Source organism: Micromonospora sp. NPDC002411, assembly GCF_053592955.1.
Window position 1 is genome coordinate 1 of the sequence record NZ_JBSFBM010000139.1, and the last position, 17,028, is coordinate 17,028.

The following is a 17,028-nucleotide window of genomic DNA, read 5'->3' on the forward strand; positions in this document are numbered from 1 at the left end:
CGGCGAGCACGCTGCCCGTTCGTCCGCGTACTGCCCGGCAGGTCAGCCGTACCGTCGGGTGGCGCTCGGTCAGCCCGGTCAGCCAGCCGGCGAGCGGACCGGCGTGGCCTCGGGCTGTCCAGTTTCGTGTCGGCTGGTAACCGGGCCGACGTCTCCGGCAACGACCTCCTCCAGTACTGGCAGGACGACCCCGGCACCGACGTGATCATGTTGTACCTGGAGACCTTCGGTAACCCGCGCAAGTTCGCCCGGCTGGCCCGGCGGATCGGTCGCGCCAAACCGGTCGTCGCGCTCGCCTCGCCGGCCCGCCCGGTCGGGGTCGGTGACACCGCCGGGCCGGACGAGGTGGCGGTGGCCGCCCTCTTCGCCCAGTCCGGGGTGATCCGGGTGGACACCGTGCCGGAGCTGCTCGACGTGGGTGTGCTGCTGGCCAACCAGCCGCTGCCGGCCGGCGGTCGGGTCGGCGTGGTCGGCAACTCCTCGGCCCTGACCGGCCTCGCCGCCACCGCCTGCGTCGGGCAGGGCCTCACCGTGGCCGACGGCTATCCCCGCGACGTCGGGCCGAGCGCCGGTGCCACCGAGTTCGCCGCCGCTCTCGCTGAGACGGCCGGCGACGAGCGGGTGGACGCCCTGGTGGTGGTCTTCGCCCCGCCGCTGCCCGGGCAACTGACCGCTGTGGACGCCGACGTGACCGCCGCGCTACCGGCCGCTCTGGCACTGGGCAAGCCGACCGTGGCGACGTTCCTGGTCGGACGGCTGCCACCGGGCGTGCCCGCGTACGGCGGCGTGGAGGAGGCGGTACGCGCCCTCGCCCGGGTGCACCGGTACGCCGAGTGGTTACGCCGTCCGCCCGGCATCGCGCCCGAGCTGCCCGACGTCGACCGGGCCGCCGCCCAGGCCGCGCTCCGCGCCGACGGCGCCGACCCGGGCGCGCTGCTGGCCGCGTACGGCATCGAGGTGGTGGCCTCGGTGACCGTCGACTCGGCCGACGCGGCGGTCGACGCGGCGGCGCGGCTGGGCTTCCCGGTGGCGCTCAAGGCGGCCGCCCCCGGGCTGCGGCACCGGCTCGACCTCGGCGCGGTCCGCCTCGACCTGCCCGACGAGCCGACGCTGCGTCGCGCGTACGCCGAGCTGGCGGCGACCTTCGGAGCGGAGGCGCTGGTCCAGCCGATGGTGCCGCCCGGCGTGGCCTGCGTGGTGGAGGTGGTGGAGGATCCGGCGTTCGGGCCGGTGGTCGGCTTCGGCCTCGGTGGGGTCGCCACCGAGTTGCTGGGCGATCGGGCCTGGCGGGCGGTGCCGCTGACCGACACCGACGCCGCCGAACTGGTCGACGAGCCCCGGGCGGCGCCGTTGCTGCGCGGACACCGGGGTGCCGCACCGGTCGACCGGGCCGCCCTGGCGGACCTGCTGCTGCGGGTGGGTCAGCTCGCCGACGAGCAGCCCCGGGTGCGTTCGTTGACCCTCAACCCGGTGCTGGCCCGTCCGGGCGGCATCTCCGTCCTGCACGCCCAGGTGCGGGTGGGTGGCGTCGCCGCCCGCCCGGACACCGGCCCCCGCCGCCTCTGAACGCGGCCGGTCAGGCCCGGCTGGAGATCTGTTGGACGGCCCAGGAGTTGCCGTCCGGGTCACTGAAGAAGACGAAGCCGACGTTGTCGAGCGGGTGCGGTACGGGTCGCGGGTTGACGCCCAGCACCTGGACGTCGCTGACCTGCACGCCACGGTCGACCAACTCCGCGTGGGCCTGCTCGATGTCGGGCACCACCAGTTGCAGGCCCTTGAGCGAGCCCGGTGGCATCTCCGGGACGGCACCCTTACCGATCACGATCGAGCAGCCGGAGCCGGGCGGAGTGAACTGGACGATGCGCGCCTCGTCGCTGATCACCGTGTCGTGATCGACGGTGAAGCCGAGCTGGTCGGCGTAGAACGCCTTGGCCCGGTCCAGGTCGGTGACCGGCACGATCACCACTTCCAAGGTCCAGTTCATCGTTGCTCTCCTCCTGTCGTCGTTGTCGATCGCAGCAGCTCGGCGAGGCGCGTGAAGCTCTGCCCGACGCCCCGGGTCATCGGGTAGCGCAGCACGATGTCCCGCCCCTCCGGAGTGGCGTAGCGCAGCGTGGTGGTGACCGTCGTCCGGCCGGCCAGTTCGCTGAACTCGTGGCTCACCAGCGTCTCGCCCGGGTAGGACTGGTCGTCGAACAGTTCGGTGCAGACCAGCCGGTGCGGTGGCTCGATCTGCCGGTAGGCCCCAGCCTGGACCATCCGCGTGCCCTCCGGGCCCCGCGACACGAACCGCCACCGCCCGCCGACCCGCAGGTCGACGTCGCACTCCACAAGGCTCCAGCCGCGCGCGCCGTACCACCGCATCAGCAGTTCGGGTTGGGTGAAGGCGGCGAACACCAGCCGCGCCGGTGCCTCGAACAGTCGGCTCAACACGATCTCCCGATCACCCGGAGTGTGGACGACGAGCGGGTCGTCGATGCCACTCACCCGCGCGACCCGTCCGGGTGGGAGTGTCGGCCGGCGGTGTCGGTCTGGTTGACGGCCTGGATCTCGTCGAGCAGCGCGTCGAGGCGCTGATAGCTCTCCGCCCAGTAGCCGCGGTAGTCGGCGAGCCACGCTGTCGCCTCCCGCAGCGGGCGGGCCTCCAAGCGGCAGGGGCGACGCTGGGCGTCCCGCCCCCGGCTGACGAGGCCGGCGCGTTCCAGCACCTTGAGGTGCTTGGAGATGGCCGGTTGACTCATCGCGAAGGGTTCTGCCAGCTCCGTCACGCTCGCCTCCCCGGCTGCGAGCCGCGCGAGGATGGCCCGTCGGGTCGGGTCGGCCAGCGCCGCGAACGTCGCATCCAGCAGTTCGGTGCTCGCCACGTATAACCTCCTGGTTGTATAACCATGTGGTTTCTATCGTGGATCGACGTCACGGTCAAGAACCCTGGCAGCATGAAAGGCCCCAGCGAACCGCCAGGGCCTTCCATGGGAACCGGATGCGTCAGCAGGCGTACGCCTCCAGGCGCTGGGCCCGCTCCGGTGCGCGCAGCTTCAGCAGCGTCACCTTCTCGATCTGCCGGATCCGCTCCCGGGACAACCCGAACTCGCGGCCGACCTCGTCCAGCGTGCGCTGCCGGCCGTCGTCAAGACCGAACCGGAGCCGGATGACCGCCTGCTCCCGCTGGGACAGGGTGGCCAGCACGACGCTGACCTCGTTGCGCAGCTCACCCTGGGCGGCGGCGTCACCCGGCTCGGTACGCGGGTCCACCGAGGCCACGAAGTCACCGAGGGCGCTCTCGCCGTCGTCGCCGACAGCCTGGTCCAGGCTGACCGGCTCCCGGTCGTAGGAGATCAGCTCGATGACCTGGATCTCGGGGATCTCCAGGGCCCGGGCGACCTCGGCGACAGTGGGTTCGCGGCCCAGCGTCACCGCCAGCTCGCGACGGGCACGGACCATCCGGTTGACCTGCTCGACCATGTGCACCGGGATGCGGATGGTGCGGGCCTGGTCGGCCATCGCGCGGGTGATCGCCTGCCGGATCCACCACGTCGCGTACGTGGAGAACTTGTAGCCCTTGGCGTAGTCGAACTTCTCCACCGCGCGGATCAGACCCAGGTTGCCCTCCTGGATGAGGTCCAGGAACGCCATGCCGCGACCGGTGTAGCGCTTGGCGATGCTGACGACCAGCCGCAGGTTCGCCTCCAACAGGTGGTCCTTCGCGGCGCGGCCCTCCGCGACGATCAGCTCCAGGTCGGCCCGCAGCTCGGCGGAGACCGGGGTGCAGGTCGCGAGCTTCTCGTCGGCGAACAACCCGGCCTCGATGCGCCGGGCCAGGTCGACCTCCTGCGCGGCGGTCAGCAGCTTCGTCCGACCGATCCCGTTGAGGTACGCCCGGACCAGGTCGGTGGAGATGCCACGCTCGTCGGTGGCGTCCAGGTCGGTGAGGACCTCGGAGGTCCCGTCGGTGTCGGTCGTGGTGGCCGGACGCGTCCGGTGTTCCGTCATCTGCAGGACCATCTCTGTCTCTCCCCGTTTCCACGTCTGTGCCGTGTCTCCGGCCCAGCGGTGCCGGTGTGAGACACAGCTTGGCGGGCGGGGCGTAAAACGGGAGTGAGGCGATCGGGCACCCGACAGGAATTGGGTCGGGTCGCTGGTGCGGTGTGTCGTCCGGGTGTGCGGTTGCCCGCCCCGGTTACGTTGCGGACGGTCGGCCAGCTCGGGTCGGCGAGGACGAGAATTGGAGGACGGCGTGGTCTTCAAGCGGCTCATGAAGGCGATGGGCGTCGGCGGCCCGTCGGTGGAGACGGTGCTGGCCAACCCGAACTGCCGCCCGGGTGGCCAGTTGGAGGGGCGCATCCAGGTGGTCGGCGGCGACCATCAGGTCGACATCGACCAGGTGAGCCTCGGCCTGGTCACCCGGGTCGAGGTGGAGAGTGGCGACAACGACTACGACACCACCCAGGAGTTCCACCGCCAGCAGATCACCGGCGCGTTCCGGCTGGAGCCGGGGCAACGCCACGACATCCCGTTCCGCTTCGCCGTGCCCTGGGAGACACCGGTCACCGAGCTGTACGGGCAGCACCTGCACGGCATGACGATGGGTCTGCGTACCGAGTTGGAGGTCGCCCGCGCCGTCGACAAGGGTGACCTGGACGCCGTGTCGGTGCATCCACTGCCCGCGCAGGAGCGACTGCTGGACGCGTTGCTGCGACTGGGCTTCCGGTTCGCCCGCGCTGATGTGGAACGTGGGCACATCTACGGCGTACGACAGACGTTGCCGTTCTACCAGGAGATCGAGTTCAACCCGGCGCCGCAGTACGCCCGCTCGATCAACCAGTTGGAGGTCACCTTCGTTGCCGACGCGCAGCAGATGCAGGTGGTCCTGGAGGTCGACAAGCGCGGCGGCGTCTTCAGCGAGGGCCGGGATGCCTTCGGCCGCTTCACGGTGGACCACGCCACCGCCGACCGCACCGACTGGACCGCCGAACTCGACAACTGGCTCCGCCAGTCCCTGTCCCGCCGAGGCCTCTTCTCGTAACCCAACCCACCCGGCCCTCCCCGCCCCGGTGATCAAGAGGTTTGCGTCAACCTTCGGGCGAGATCTGACGCAAACCTCTTGATCACCGCACTCGGCGGGGGAGGAGGGCTGGGGTTAGAGGTCCAGGAGGAGGGTTTGGGGGCCTACGTTGACGCTTTCCACGAGCATGTGGGCGCGGAAGCGGCCGGTCTCGACAGGTGCTCCGCGCTCGCGCAGGGCGTCGACCACAGCGGTCACCAGTGGTTCGGCCAGCTCGGCGGGGGCGGCCGCCGTCCAGCTTGGACGGCGCCCCTTGCGGGCGTCGCCGTAGAGGGTGAACTGACTGACCACCAGGATCGGCGCGCCGGTGTCGGCGGCGGACCGCTCGCCGTCCAGGATGCGCAGCTCGTGCACCTTGCGGGCCATCGTCTGAGCGGTCTGATCGGTATCGGTGTGGGTCACCCCGAGCAGCACGAGCAGGCCGTTCTCGATCGCGCCGACCACCTCGTCGTCCACTGTCACGCTGGCCCGCCCGACGGTCTGCACCACGGCCCGCATCAGGCGGGCACCCGCTCGATGAAGCCGCGCTCCACCAGGTGCGCCACGATCGGGCCGGCGGCCTCAGCCATCTCGTCGGGCTCGACGTCGTGTGCGGCGGCGAGCAGGGCGAGCTGGTCGCGCAGGGGCAACCGGCCGTCGGCGCCACCGACCAGCGCCAGCACCAGCGGGTCGATCTCCTCGGTCCAGCGCAGGCCGTTCGGCATCGCGAGGACCTGCCGGTCCACCCCCCAACCCTCATCGCCCATGGTGGCCTCCTGCCGCAGCTGGAGGCCCTCGGCGGCCCGGTAGCGCTCGGCGAGCAGCGCCTCGGTGTCGCGTACCCGGAGAAAGTCCTGGCGGTCGAACCAGGCCGCGATCTGGTCGCCCAGCGGTGGCTGCACCCGCTGGCGCAGGTCCTCCACCCGGACCACCGGGTCGGCGTGACCGCCCCGGCGCAGCGAGACGATGCCGAAGCCGATCCCCTCCACCTTGTGCGCGTCGAACCAGTCCAGCCAGGCGGCCATCCGCTGCGGGTCGGCGGTCTCGCCCACGTCGGTGAGCCACAGGTCGACGTACGCCATGGGGTCGGCCACCTCACGCTGGATGACCCAGGCGTCCAGGCCGGTCCCGGCGAACCAGCCGGCCACCCGCTCGTCCCACTCCTCACCGGCGACGTGCACCCAGTTCGCCAGGTACTGCATGGTGCCGCCCTCGGTGAGCAGATCCGGGGCGGCGGCGGCCAGCTCGGCGCCGATCGCGTCACCGACCCGGCCGGAGTCGCGGTAGACGTGCGTGGTCGTACCCGGGCCGACCACGAACGGCGGGTTGCTCACCACCAGATCGAAGCGCCGGCCCGCGACCGGGGCGACCAGGTCGCCGCGCAGCAGCTCCCAGTCCTGACCGTTGAGGGCGGCGGTGGTCGCGGCGAAGCGCAGGGCCCGCTCGGAGAGGTCGGTGGCGGTCACCGAGGCGGCATGGGTGGCCAGGTGCAGGGCCTGGACGCCGGAGCCGGTCCCCAGGTCCAGCGCGGTGTCGACCGGCCGGCGCATGGTGGCGCCGATCAGGGTGTGGGTCGCCCCGCCGATGCCGAGCACGTGCTCGGCGTGCAACGGGCGACCCGGGCGGGCGCTGGACGGCACGTCGGCGAGCACCCACCAGTCGTCCCCGTACGGTTCCAGGTCGACGCCGGCACGCAGGCCGTCGCCGTACCGCTCGACCAGCCCGCCGGCCAGCGCCTCCTCCAGGCTCAGCGGCGTCAGCGCGGCGGCCACCGCGGCCTCCGACTCGGTCTGGTCGCAGATGAACACCCGGATCAGGGTGCCGAGCGGGTCGCCGTCCTCGGTGGCGCGCAACGCGGCGCGATAGTCGTTGCGGGCGACCGCGGCGGTTGCCTGCGCGCCCAGCCTCTCGGCGATGCCGTGGCTGGTGAACCCGGTCCGGGCCAGCGCGGTCCGCAGCGCGTCGACACCGGCGGGGGAGAGCAGCATGTCGTGTTCGTCCACGCAGCCATCCTGCCTTCCGCCGCGACGTCGGGCGCGGCCACCCGCCGGATCGAACCCGGAGCGTCGGTGGTCGTCCGCAACAGGCGGCCGGGCAGGATGGAGCCATGACGCTCGTACTCCCCATCGACCCCGAGGCCAACCGGTTGCTGGAGCGCAGCCCGCTGGCCCTGCTCCTCGGCATGGTCCTCGACCAGCAGGTGCCGATGGAGAAGGCGTTCTCCTCGCCGTACGTGCTGACCCAGCGGCTCGGTCATGACCTGGACGCGGCGGAGCTGGCCGGGTACGACCCGGAGGCTCTCGTCGCGCTCTTCGCCCAGCCGCCCGCGTTGCACCGGTTCCCGAAGGCGATGGCGGCCCGGGTGCAGGAGGTCTGCCGGGTGCTGGTGGAGCGCTACGACGGTGACGCGGCGTTGCTCTGGTCCGACGTCGCCGACGGGCCGGAGCTGCTGCGCCGGGTTTCCGGGCTGCCCGGCTTCGGTAAGCAGAAGGCGCAGATCTTCGTGGCCCTGCTCGGCAAGCGGTTCGGGGTGACCCCGCAGGACTGGCGACAGGCTGCCGGCGGCTACGGCGATCCGGGCGCGTACCGGTCCGTGGCCGACGTCACCGACGTCGATTCGCTGCGCCAGGTGCGGGAGTACAAGCAGCAGATGAAGGCCGCGGCCAAGGCTGCGGGGGGATAGATCAGGCGGCGGTGGGGTGCGCCAGGGAGGCCAGCGCGCGCCGGACGTCGGCGAGCGAGACTGTCGCCGAGTCGTCCAGGTCGGCCAGGCCGGCCTCGATCCACTGGCGCATCAGGGTGGTGACCCCGATGCCTCGGGCGTCGGCGGCGGAGCGCACCCGCTCGTAGGTCTCCAGCGGCAGCCGGACCGACCTGCTGACCATCGGCACGTCGGTGTCGGGGGTGGGGAGGTCCACCGCCGGGCTCTCGTCGATCAGCTCGGCGATCCGGTCGTCGCCGCTGTGGAACTGCTTGGTCGCGTCGTTCCGGTGCATCGTCACGGCCTCCTCATCGGCGAGATCTCCGCACGGCCTCGTCGTAGCGCTTGGACTCGGCGTCGCTCAGCTCACGAGCGGAGAGGATGTCCCAGTCGTTGTCGGTGCCATCGGCCTCGGCGAGCAGCACCGCCAGTCGGCGGCCCCGACGGGCGGCGGCGTAGACCACCATCACGTCGTCGCCCAGATGGCGGATGACCCGTCGGGCGCTGTGCAGCGCCTCCCAGACTTCCCCGGGCGTGACGTCGTAGACCCTCAGGTTGGCCAACGCCTCGTCGGTGAAGCTGAACCTGCTGCCCACGCTGGCGAGCGTACCACGCACGTAACACGTGGCGTGATGACTCGAAGTTCGCTGATCACGGCCTCGCGGTGACAGGATGAGGGGTAATCCCCTCGTAGGAGGTCCATGGTGAAGCGTCAGGCGTACCAGCCGATTCTCATCACCGACGCCTCGCGCAGCCAGGACGATCAGCTCAACAGTCGCCAGCGCCGCTATGTCCTGATGATGGGCATCCGGGTGCTGTGCATCATCGTCGGCGCGATCCTGGTCGGTGCGAACGCCCCACTGCTCTGGCTCTGGCTGCCGCTGTGCGGCCTCGGCATGGTGCTCATCCCCTGGCTGGCCGTGCTGCTGGCCAATGACAGGCCGCCCAAGGAGGAGCACCGGCTCGCCAACCGGTTCCACCCCCGCCGGCAGGACGACACGCCGCCGATGAGCCTCACCGCCGAGGAACGCCCGCACAAGGTCATCGACGCCGAACCCTGACCCGCGAACGGGCCAGGGTTCGTAACCGTCAGGGCTGCGGACGTGCGCCGGCGGTGGAGACGGCCATCGCCCCCAGGTCGGTGGCGCGGCTCAGCGCCGCGGCCGGGGTGGCACCCGCGAGCCACGCGGTGAGCAGGCCAGCCGCGAAGGCGTCGCCGGCCCCCGTGACATCCACCACCGCCGTCCGGCGGGCTGAAGCCACGTGGACCGCCCCGGTGCGGTCCACCCAGACCGCGCCGGCCGCCCCGCGCTTGACCACCACCCGCCGGGCCGTCGCCGACAACACCCGCCCCTGCGCCGCCGGGTCCAGCCCGCCGGCCAGCGCCGTCGCCTCGTCCGCGTTGACCAGCAGCAGGTCGATGTCGCGTACCCAACTCAGGAACACCGCCGCGCCGACCCGCCGCAGCGGCGCCGCGGACGCCGCGTCGACGCTGATGGTGAGCCCACGCTCGCGCGCCGCGGCCAACGCCCGCAGCCCCGCGCCGCGCGACCCGGCGTCCAGCAGGGTGTACGCGGACAGGTGCAGATGCCCGGCGTCGGGCGCCCCAGCGACGGCCCGCTCGACGTGCGCGCCGCTCAGCCGCAGGTTCGCGCCCCGCTGGCTGACCATGGTCCGCTCGTCGTCGGCCGCCAACACGATCACCGTGCCGGTGGGTACGCCCTCGATCCGCTCGACCGCGCAGTCGACGCCCGCCCGGGTCAGTTCGGCCACCCGGTCCCGCCCCGCGTCGTCGTCACCGACCGCGCCGACGAGCGTGACGTCCACCCGTTGTGCGGCGACCCAGGCAGCGGTGTTGGCCGCCTGACCGCCACCGCCGAGACTGATCTCCGCCCCGGTGTCCGAGCCGGCCGCGAGGGGCCCGGACAGCACGGCGACCACGTCGGTGATCACGTCGCCGACGACGACCACCCGGGCCGGTCGCGTCACGCCGGGGCGGTGGTGCTGCGGGCCGCCGCGGCGACCGCGATCCGCGCGGCCAGGTCGGCGTTGCGCAGGATGATCCGGACGTTCACCGCCAGGCTCGCACCCTCGGTGGCCGAGTGGAAGTGCGCCAGCAGGTACGGCGTGACGGCCTTCCCGGTGATGCCGTCCCGATCCAGCAGGGCCAGGCCCTCGGCGAGAGTCCGGTCGTGCAGCTCCGGGTCGAGCTGCTCGTCGACCGGCAGCGGGTTGGCGACGAGCAGTCCGCCGGTGTGCACGGCGTGCTCGTCCCGGGCGGCCAGCACGGCGGCGACCTGCTCCGGCGAGTCCACCGACCAGTCCAGGTCGAAACCGGCGTCGGTGAGGTAGAAACCGGGGAACCGGCGCGTGCGGTAACCGACCACGGCGACGCCGAGGGTCTCCAGGCGCTCCAGCGTCGCGCCCACGTCGAGGATCGACTTGACTCCGGCGCAGACCACAGCGATCGGGGTCTGGGCCAGGGTGGTCAGGTCCGCCGACTCGTCGAAGGTGTGCGCTGCCTCCCGGTGCACCCCACCCAGCCCGCCGGTGGCGAACACCCCGATCCCGGCCGCGGCGGCCACCGCGCTGGTCGCTGCCACTGTCGTCGCGCCGTCCGCGCCTGTCGCCGCCGCCACCGCGAGGTCGCGGACCGAGAGCTTGGTCACTCCGTCGACGGTGGCGAGGCGGGTCAGCTGCGCGTCGTCGAGGCCGACCACCACCTCGCCGCGGATCATCCCGATCGTGGCCGGAACGGCCCCGGCGTCCCGAACCGCCTGCTCGATCTCCCTGGCCACCCGCAGGTTCTCCGGCCGGGGCAGGCCGTGCGAGACGATGGTGCTCTCCAGGGCGACGACGGGTCGGGCGTCGCGGAGGGCTTCGGCGACCTCGGTGCCGTAGCTGATGCGAAATTCAGTCACATTGGCACCGTACGGGGTCGGGTGTCCGCCGGCCTCAAGTGGACCCGGCCGTCATGACCTGCCAAACTTGTCGGTCGGAGGTGCAGACGTGAGCACAGAGGTTCTCGAGCGTCCGGAGCTGAAGGACGCCGACACCGGTCCTGAGATGTTCCACTACGTCCGCAAGGAGAAGATCGCCGAGAGTGCCGTCATGGGCACCTTCGTCGTCGCGCTCTGCGGCGAGACGTTCCCGGTCACCAAGGCGGCCAAGCCGGGTTCGCCGGTCTGCCCCAAGTGCAAGGAGATCTACGACTCGTACCGCTCGTGAACGCGGGCCGGCATCCCGGCCCGCGACGTAGCCTGCGGCGGTGACCACCTCCACCGCCCTGCTCCTCGCCGACCTGACCGGGGTGGCGGTCTTCGCCGCGTCGGGTGCCTCGGCGGCGGTGGCGAAGCGACTGGACCTCTTCGGCGTCGCCTTCGTCGGCTTCGTGGCCGCCCTCGGCGGTGGGATCCTGCGGGACCTGGTCATCGATGAGGTCCCGCCGCTGGCCTTCGCCGACTGGCGGTACGCGGCCACCGCCGCGATCACCGCGCTCGCCGTCTTCTGGCTGCACCCCCAACTGGCCCGACTGCGCACCGTAGTCCTGGTGCTGGACGCGGCCGGTCTGGCGCTGTTCACCGTCACCGGCACGCTCAAGGCGCTCGACGCCCAGGTGCCGGCAGTCGGCGCCTGCCTGATCGGCATGCTCACCGCGATCGGCGGCGGGCTCGGCCGCGACCTGCTCACCGCCGAGATCCCGGTGGTGCTGCGCCGGGAGATCTACGCGGTGGCCGCGCTGGCCGGCTCGATCCTGGTGGTGGTCCTGTACGCCACCGACCAGACCGGGCCGGTGCCGCTCACCGCCGCCGCCGTCCTGGTGTTCGGGCTACGCCTGATCGCACTACGACGACGGTGGTCCGCCCCGGTGGCGACGCTGCGCCCGCCACGCACCGGTGACCCTGAGTGGTGAGGCCCCTTCCGCCGGGGTGACAGATGTGACCAGCGTGGCGTCGCCTGGGACGTCGGGCCGGCGCTGGTTATGCTGAGTCGGCCTTCGCGGCAGCTTCTGCGCGGAGGCGTTTTCATGGGCGGCGGTCACCGTGGCCCTCGCCCCGGATCCGCCGTCGTGCGGTCGGAGAGGAGCTTCGCGTGGCAGCCCGGACGCCGGTGCTCGAGACGTTCCCGGCGCTGCGCGCCTGGCAGCGTAAGGCCCTGGTCGAATACCTGCGCCGGCGTACCGAGGACTTCACCGCGGTCGCCACCCCCGGCGCCGGTAAGACCACCTTCGCCCTGCGGATCGCGGCCGAACTGCTCGGTGACGGCACCGTCGAGGCGGTCACCGTCGTCGCGCCGACCGAGCACCTGAAGAACCAGTGGGCCGAAGCCGCGGCCCGGGTGGGCATCCAGCTCGACGCGGCGTTCCGCAACGCCGACGTGCACTCCGCGGCCGACTTCCACGGGGCGGTGGTCACCTACGCGCAGGTGGGAATGGCCCCGCAGGTGCACCGGCGGCGCACCATGACTCGACGCACCCTGGTCATCCTCGACGAGATCCACCACGCGGGTGACTCCCGATCCTGGGGCGACGGGGTCAAGAACGCCTTCGAACCCGCCGTACGCCGGCTGATGCTCACCGGCACCCCGTTCCGCTCCGACGACAACCCGATCCCGTTCGTCAGCTACGAACGGGGCGGGGACGGGCTGCTGCGCTCCCGCGCCGACTCGGTGTACGGCTACTCCGACGCCCTCCGCGACGGCGTGGTCCGGCCGGTGCTCTTCCTGGCGTACTCCGGGGAGACCCGCTGGCGAACCAACGCGGGGGAGGAGCTGGCCGCCCGCCTCGGTGAACCCATGACGCAGGATCTGGTGGCGCAGGCCTGGCGCACCGCCCTGGACCCTGCCGGCGACTGGATGCCGCAGGTCCTGCGGGCCGCCGACGCCCGACTCACCGTGCTGCGCAACGCCGGCATGGCCGACGCCGGCGGGCTGATCATCGCCACCGACCAACAGACCGCCCGCTCGTACGCCAAGCTGATCGAGCAGGTGACGGGCGAGAAGGCCGCCGTGGTGCTCTCCGACGACCAGGGCGCTTCCGCGCGGATCGCGACCTTCGCGGCGTCCGACCAGCGGTGGTTGGTCGCGGTGCGGATGGTGTCCGAAGGGGTCGACATCCCGCGACTTGCGGTCGGGGTCTACGCCACAAGTGCCAGCACGCCGCTCTACTTCGCCCAGGCGATCGGCCGGTTCGTCCGGGCCCGCCGGCCCGGGGAGACCGCGTCGGTGTTCCTGCCCAGCGTGCCGCACCTGCTCGGGCTGGCCAGCGAGATGGAGACCGAGCGGGATCACGTACTCGGCAAACCAAAAGAATCCGATGGCTTCGACGACGACCTGCTGGAACGAGCGCAGCGCGACGACCAGGCCAGCGGCGAGTTGGAGAAGCGCTTTGCCGCGCTCTCGGCCACCGCCGAGCTGGACCAGGTGATCTTCGACGGCGCGTCGTTCGGCACCGCGGCGCAGGCCGGCACCCCCGAGGAAGAGGAATACCTCGGCCTGCCCGGTCTGCTCACCGCCGATCAGGTGTCGCTGCTGCTGACCAAGCGGCAAGCCGCACAACTCGCCGCCCAGCGCCGCCGTACCGCCGACGGGCCCGCTCAGCCGGCCGCTGCGCCCACCGCAGCGCCGCCGGCACCCATGAGCGCCGCCCAGCGCCGCGTGGCGCTACGGCGCCAACTGAACGCTCTGGTGGCGGCCCGGCACCACCGCACCGGCCAACCGCACGGCAAGATCCATGCCGAGTTGCGCCGCCTCTGCGGCGGCCCGCCCAGCGCCCAGGCCACCATCGAGCAGCTCGAGGAACGCATCGCCACCGTTCAGACCCTCTAGACCCACCGACACCATCCGCCCCCGCCCGACGCGCCCGCTCGCCTCTGCGCCCCGGGCCCGGGCCAAGATCGTGCTCGAACAGGTTGTAGTGGTGTCGGCGCGCCTGTGAGGCCACTACTTCCTGGTTCAAGCGCGACCTTCGGCGCGGAGCGTTCAAGATCCGCACAACGTCGGTGATGTTGCTGCCTCGGAGGCCCGGGAGGCAGCAACATCCGGGAAAGTGCGCGGATTTTGGCGGACGTTCCGGCCCCGTGACCCGGGCGTGTGCGGAGTGCCCCGGCACCGAGCACGCCGGGGCGAAGGGTTCGGGTCTGGGCACGGAAAAGCCGGCCGGAGACACCCTCGGGGTGCCTCCGGCCGGCTATGTCGGTTTGCGGATTTAGTTCGCCATCAGATCGGCGCCACGCCAGCTGAAATCGGGCTCCGTCGCGAACCGCTCGGTGATCTTCACGAGATCCTCCGCGTACTTGTTCGCATGGTGCCCACAGAACACCAGCTCGCTCCCACCCGCCAGAGTGATCCGGAGCTTCCCGGCAGCATTGCAGCGGTCGCACCGTTCATCGGCGGCTGGGGGCGCCACCGTCTCGGGCGGCGGCGTGAGGGTCGGGGTCATCGCCTTCCTCCTCTGGTCGTCACCGATGAACAATCTCTTCGGTCGTTGCTCACCTATCGTGCAACACCCTTACTAGGCACTGCCTTCCCTGTGTGCCCGCGGGGGACCGAGGTCACACCTGGCAGGGACAGTGTGCCGTGCACCCAGGGTGCCACGTCAACGATCACATTCGTGCATCCGGACGATCACCATCTGGTGTTGCACACCAGGTGGTCAAAACGACACGTTCGGTTGACGAAACCCGGTCAGTCCAGGTAATCCCTGAGGACCTGCGAGCGGGACGGGTGGCGCAGCTTGGACATCGTCTTGGACTCGATCTGCCGGATCCGCTCCCGGGTCACCCCGTAGACCTGGCCGATCTCGTCCAACGTCCGTGGCTGGCCGTCGGTCAGGCCGAAGCGCAGACGTACCACACCCGCCTCACGCTCGGAGAGCGTCTGCAGCACCTGCTGGAGCTGGTCCTGCAGGAGCGAGAACGAGACCGCGTCCACCGCGACCACGGCCTCGGAGTCCTCGATGAAGTCACCGAGCTGGCTGTCGCCCTCGTCACCGATGGTCTGGTCCAGCGAGATGGGCTCCCGGGCGTACTGCTGGATCTCCAGCACCTTCTCCGGTGTGATGTCCATCTCCTTGGCCAGCTCCTCCGGAGTGGGCTCACGGCCCAGGTCCTGGAGCAACTCGCGCTGTATGCGGCCGAGCTTGTTGATGACCTCGACCATGTGCACCGGGATGCGGATGGTGCGGGCCTGGTCGGCCATCGCGCGGGTGATCGCCTGCCGGATCCACCAGGTCGCGTACGTGGAGAACTTGTAGCCCTTGGTGTAGTCGAACTTTTCGACCGCGCGGATCAGACCGAGGTTGCCCTCCTGGATGAGGTCCAGGAACGCCATGCCGCGACCCGTGTACCTCTTCGCGAGGGACACCACCAGTCGGAGGTTCGCCTCCAGGAGGTGGTTCTTGGCCCGCTCGCCGTCGCGGGAGATCCAGCCCAGGTCACGGACCATGTCCCGGACGAGCTTCTCCTCGCCCTCGTCGGCGGCCCGCAGTCGCTCGGCGGCGTAGAGCCCGGCCTCGATCCGCTTGGCCAGCTCCACCTCCTGCTCGGCGTTGAGCAGCGGAACCTTGCCGATCTGCTTCAGGTACGCACGGACCGAGTCGGCGGAGGCGGTGAGCTCGGCGTCTCGCCGGGCCTGCTTGAGGGCCTCGGACTCCTCGTCGTCCCATTCGAAGTCGTTGTCGGTCGCCGAAGCGGCCGCGTCGGTCTCGGCAGCCTGGGTCAGCTCGGCCGGCTCCTCGACCACCACGTCCTCGATGGCCGCGGCCAGCTCCTCCGGGTCGATCTCGCCCTCGGCGCCCTCACCCTTGGCCTTGGTGCCGGCCTTGGCGCCAGCGGCGGCGACCGTCGCCTTGGTGGCCCGGGTCGACTTGGTGGCCTTCGCCGCGGCAGCGCCGTCGGCGGGGGTGCCGGTGGCCTTGCGTGCGGCCACCTTGCGTGGGGCCGGCGCGGACGGCGTGTCGTCGGAGGCGGGCGCCTGCTTCGGGGCGGGCGCGGCGGCCTTCTTGGTGGTCTTGGCGGTGGTGGCCCGGGATGCCGGCGTGGTCGAGCGGGCCGCGGCGACGCGGCGGCGGGTGCTCGCCGAGCCGTCGACCACCACTGTCACCCCCGCCTCGGAGAGTGCCCGCAGAATCTTCTTGGCCTGGGCCGGAGTCACCTCGGCGGACTCGACGGTGCGCGCGAGCTGGGCCGACGTGAGCTGACCGCCGGCGCTCTGCGCGTGGGCGATCAGGGTGTCGGTGAGCGAGCGAACGTCGGCGCCGGTCTGGCGGGGTTCTGTCACGAATGACCTTCCGGAGGCGAAGAGCGGGCACGGCCGGGTTGTCCGGCACAGCGAGGGGCAACCGGGCCGGGCGATGTGGTTGAGGGACCCTCGTGTCTCGGGCCGGCCGGTGGTCGGCGGTCCGTGGCGCGTGGGCAGGGGTGAATTGTAACGCCGTCTGCGGCGATCATCCTGCGCCGCACTGCGTAACGGCAGTAGGACCGCCGATTCGGCGCTGATGTGGACTTTGTAAGGATGATACTCGCGCGGGGCCCCGAACGCCCCGGTCGTGCGGGAAGGGGACGTTGGGATGGACCGTTCGGCGCCGTCACCTCGGGAACTTCTGGCGGTCGCGCTCGGCGTCGCCCGGGACGCGGCGGCCACCGCGTACCGGATGCGGGTCGAGGGTGTTTCCGTGGCGGCGACCAAGAGCACCGTCACCGACGTGGTCACCGCGGCCGACCGGGCGGTCGAGCGGCAGGTGCTGGACGCGTTGCGGGAGTTGCGACCCGACGACGCGGTGCTCGGCGAGGAATACGGTACCCGCGACACCGGGCCGGTCGCCCCGGGCGGGGTGCGATGGATCGTCGATCCGATCGACGGGACCGTCAACTACCTCTACGGGCTGCCGCACAGCGCGGTGTCGTTGGCGGCCGAGGTGGACGGGGTGGTGGTCGCCGGGGTGGTGCGCAACGTGCACACCGGCGAGGAGTGGACAGCCACGGTCGGGGGCGGGGCCTGGCGCGACGGTGTCCGGTTGCGTTGCTCCGGCGAGGTCGATCTGGGGCAGGCGCTGGTCGGCACCGGCTTCGGATACGACGCCGGTCGTCGCGCGCACCAGGGCCAGGTGGTCGCCGGGCTGATCGCTCACGTACGGGACATCCGCCGGTTGGGTGCCGCCGCCCTGGACCTGTGTCTGGTCGCGGAGGGCCGGCTCGACGCGTACTTCGAAAAGGGCCTCGCGGCCTGGGACCTGGCGGCGGGCGGGCTGGTGGCCGCGGAGGCGGGGGTGCGGGTCGGCGGCCTGTCC

The 17,028-nt window shown here is 71.6% G+C and carries 20 protein-coding genes; 8 read left to right on the forward strand and 12 right to left on the reverse strand.

All coding sequences use genetic code 11. The annotated features are described in order from the left end of the window. A partial coding sequence (locus tag ACWCO3_RS17855) for an acetate--CoA ligase family protein (RefSeq protein ID WP_450010966.1) occupies positions 1 to 1,566 on the forward strand: 1,566 nt, incomplete at its 5' end. 10 nt (positions 1,567 to 1,576) lie between these two features. Here the strand turns inward: ACWCO3_RS17855 and ACWCO3_RS17860 are convergent. The 4 genes from ACWCO3_RS17860 to sigB form a co-directional block, all read right to left on the reverse strand. Then, positions 1,577 to 1,984, reverse strand: a complete 408-nt coding sequence (locus tag ACWCO3_RS17860) for a VOC family protein (protein WP_145784911.1) — start codon at positions 1,982 to 1,984, stop codon at positions 1,577 to 1,579. Continuing rightward, positions 1,981 to 2,478, reverse strand: a complete 498-nt coding sequence (locus tag ACWCO3_RS17865) for an SRPBCC family protein (protein ID WP_450010976.1) — start codon at positions 2,476 to 2,478, stop codon at positions 1,981 to 1,983. Before ACWCO3_RS17865 ends, ACWCO3_RS17860 begins: the two co-directional genes overlap by 4 nt. 5 nt (positions 2,479 to 2,483) lie before the next feature. Then, positions 2,484 to 2,864: an ArsR/SmtB family transcription factor gene (locus ACWCO3_RS17870; RefSeq protein WP_145784910.1), complete on the reverse strand. Its 381-nt coding sequence runs from the start codon at positions 2,862 to 2,864 to the stop codon at positions 2,484 to 2,486. A 121-nt stretch (positions 2,865 to 2,985) separates the two neighbouring features. Next, on the reverse strand, positions 2,986 to 4,002 hold the full coding sequence (gene sigB / locus ACWCO3_RS17875; protein ID WP_423436814.1) for an RNA polymerase sigma factor SigB: 1,017 nt from the start codon (positions 4,000 to 4,002) through the stop codon (positions 2,986 to 2,988). 232 nt (positions 4,003 to 4,234) lie between these two features. Between sigB and ACWCO3_RS17880 the strand changes: the two genes are divergently transcribed. Beyond that, a complete protein-coding gene (locus ACWCO3_RS17880) occupies positions 4,235 to 5,023 on the forward strand; it encodes a sporulation protein (RefSeq protein WP_145785815.1) in 789 nt (262 codons plus the stop codon). A gap of 114 nt (positions 5,024 to 5,137) precedes the next feature. Here the strand turns inward: ACWCO3_RS17880 and dtd are convergent, their stop codons facing one another. Both dtd and ACWCO3_RS17890 read right to left on the reverse strand, forming a co-directional pair. Then, entirely contained in the window at positions 5,138 to 5,560 is a 423-nt protein-coding gene (gene dtd, locus ACWCO3_RS17885) for a D-aminoacyl-tRNA deacylase (RefSeq protein ID WP_145784908.1), read from the reverse strand. After that, positions 5,560 to 7,044, reverse strand: a complete 1,485-nt coding sequence (locus ACWCO3_RS17890; protein ID WP_450010969.1) for a DUF7782 domain-containing protein — start codon at positions 7,042 to 7,044, stop codon at positions 5,560 to 5,562. The genes dtd and ACWCO3_RS17890 overlap by 1 nt, the downstream gene beginning before the upstream one ends. A gap of 104 nt (positions 7,045 to 7,148) precedes the next feature. Between ACWCO3_RS17890 and ACWCO3_RS17895 the strand changes: the two genes are divergently transcribed. After that, positions 7,149 to 7,724: an HhH-GPD-type base excision DNA repair protein gene (locus ACWCO3_RS17895; RefSeq protein WP_145784907.1), complete on the forward strand. Its 576-nt coding sequence runs from the start codon at positions 7,149 to 7,151 to the stop codon at positions 7,722 to 7,724. A gap of 1 nt (position 7,725) precedes the next feature. Here ACWCO3_RS17895 and ACWCO3_RS17900 read toward each other — a convergent pair whose 3' ends face one another. Further along, the gene (locus ACWCO3_RS17900; RefSeq protein ID WP_145785813.1) at positions 7,726 to 8,037 is read right to left on the reverse strand and encodes a hypothetical protein; all 312 of its coding nucleotides are present in this window, start codon (positions 8,035 to 8,037) and stop codon (positions 7,726 to 7,728) included. 13 nt (positions 8,038 to 8,050) lie between these two features. Further along, positions 8,051 to 8,338 (reverse strand): hypothetical protein, encoded by a 288-nt coding sequence (locus ACWCO3_RS17905; RefSeq protein WP_088946797.1) that lies wholly within the window; start codon positions 8,336 to 8,338, stop codon positions 8,051 to 8,053. Between the two features lie 105 nt (positions 8,339 to 8,443). Between ACWCO3_RS17905 and ACWCO3_RS17910 the strand changes: the two genes are divergently transcribed. After that, entirely contained in the window at positions 8,444 to 8,803 is a 360-nt protein-coding gene (locus ACWCO3_RS17910; protein ID WP_208745080.1) for a DUF3099 domain-containing protein, read from the forward strand. A gap of 28 nt (positions 8,804 to 8,831) precedes the next feature. Here the strand turns inward: ACWCO3_RS17910 and ACWCO3_RS17915 are convergent, their stop codons facing one another. Both ACWCO3_RS17915 and ACWCO3_RS17920 read right to left on the reverse strand, forming a co-directional pair. Then, complete coding sequence (locus ACWCO3_RS17915) at positions 8,832 to 9,731, reverse strand: carbohydrate kinase family protein (protein ID WP_145784905.1); 900 nt, start codon at positions 9,729 to 9,731, stop codon at positions 8,832 to 8,834. Beyond that, the gene (locus ACWCO3_RS17920) at positions 9,728 to 10,663 is read right to left on the reverse strand and encodes a pseudouridine-5'-phosphate glycosidase (RefSeq protein ID WP_145784904.1); all 936 of its coding nucleotides are present in this window, start codon (positions 10,661 to 10,663) and stop codon (positions 9,728 to 9,730) included. Before ACWCO3_RS17920 ends, ACWCO3_RS17915 begins: the two co-directional genes overlap by 4 nt. An 88-nt stretch (positions 10,664 to 10,751) precedes the next feature. Between ACWCO3_RS17920 and ACWCO3_RS17925 the strand changes: the two genes are divergently transcribed. From ACWCO3_RS17925 to ACWCO3_RS17935, 3 genes are all read left to right on the forward strand, one after another. Then, the gene (locus ACWCO3_RS17925; protein ID WP_145784903.1) at positions 10,752 to 10,970 is read left to right on the forward strand and encodes a DUF3039 domain-containing protein; all 219 of its coding nucleotides are present in this window, start codon (positions 10,752 to 10,754) and stop codon (positions 10,968 to 10,970) included. Positions 10,971 to 11,010: 40 nt separating this feature from the next. Then, positions 11,011 to 11,655: a trimeric intracellular cation channel family protein gene (locus tag ACWCO3_RS17930; RefSeq protein WP_145784902.1), complete on the forward strand. Its 645-nt coding sequence runs from the start codon at positions 11,011 to 11,013 to the stop codon at positions 11,653 to 11,655. Positions 11,656 to 11,834: 179 nt separating this feature from the next. After that, positions 11,835 to 13,568, forward strand: a complete 1,734-nt coding sequence (locus ACWCO3_RS17935; RefSeq protein ID WP_145784901.1) for a DEAD/DEAH box helicase — start codon at positions 11,835 to 11,837, stop codon at positions 13,566 to 13,568. A gap of 379 nt (positions 13,569 to 13,947) precedes the next feature. Here the strand turns inward: ACWCO3_RS17935 and ACWCO3_RS17940 are convergent, their stop codons facing one another. Next, positions 13,948 to 14,181 (reverse strand): DUF7455 domain-containing protein, encoded by a 234-nt coding sequence (locus ACWCO3_RS17940; RefSeq protein ID WP_030337431.1) that lies wholly within the window; start codon positions 14,179 to 14,181, stop codon positions 13,948 to 13,950. Positions 14,182 to 14,426: 245 nt separating this feature from the next. Then, a complete protein-coding gene (locus ACWCO3_RS17945) occupies positions 14,427 to 16,019 on the reverse strand; it encodes an RNA polymerase sigma factor (protein ID WP_145784900.1) in 1,593 nt (530 codons plus the stop codon). Between the two features lie 289 nt (positions 16,020 to 16,308). Here ACWCO3_RS17945 and ACWCO3_RS17950 point away from each other — a divergent pair. Continuing rightward, positions 16,309 to 17,028: inositol monophosphatase family protein (locus tag ACWCO3_RS17950; RefSeq protein WP_450010974.1), on the forward strand; the 720-nt coding region annotated here is incomplete at its 3' end.

Coding starts and splice junctions, on each gene's coding strand:
- ACWCO3_RS17860 (WP_145784911.1), bottom strand. CDS start 1,984: ATGAACTGGACCTTGGAAGTGGTGATCGTGCCGGTCACCGACCTGGAC.
- sigB (WP_423436814.1), bottom strand. CDS start 4,002: ATGGTCCTGCAGATGACGGAACACCGGACGCGTCCGGCCACCACGACC.
- dtd (WP_145784908.1), bottom strand. CDS start 5,560: ATGCGGGCCGTGGTGCAGACCGTCGGGCGGGCCAGCGTGACAGTGGAC.
- ACWCO3_RS17895 (WP_145784907.1), top strand. CDS start 7,149: ATGACGCTCGTACTCCCCATCGACCCCGAGGCCAACCGGTTGCTGGAG.
- ACWCO3_RS17900 (WP_145785813.1), bottom strand. CDS start 8,037: ATGCACCGGAACGACGCGACCAAGCAGTTCCACAGCGGCGACGACCGG.
- ACWCO3_RS17910 (WP_208745080.1), top strand. CDS start 8,444: ATGGTGAAGCGTCAGGCGTACCAGCCGATTCTCATCACCGACGCCTCG.
- ACWCO3_RS17940 (WP_030337431.1), bottom strand. CDS start 14,181: ATGACCCCGACCCTCACGCCGCCGCCCGAGACGGTGGCGCCCCCAGCC.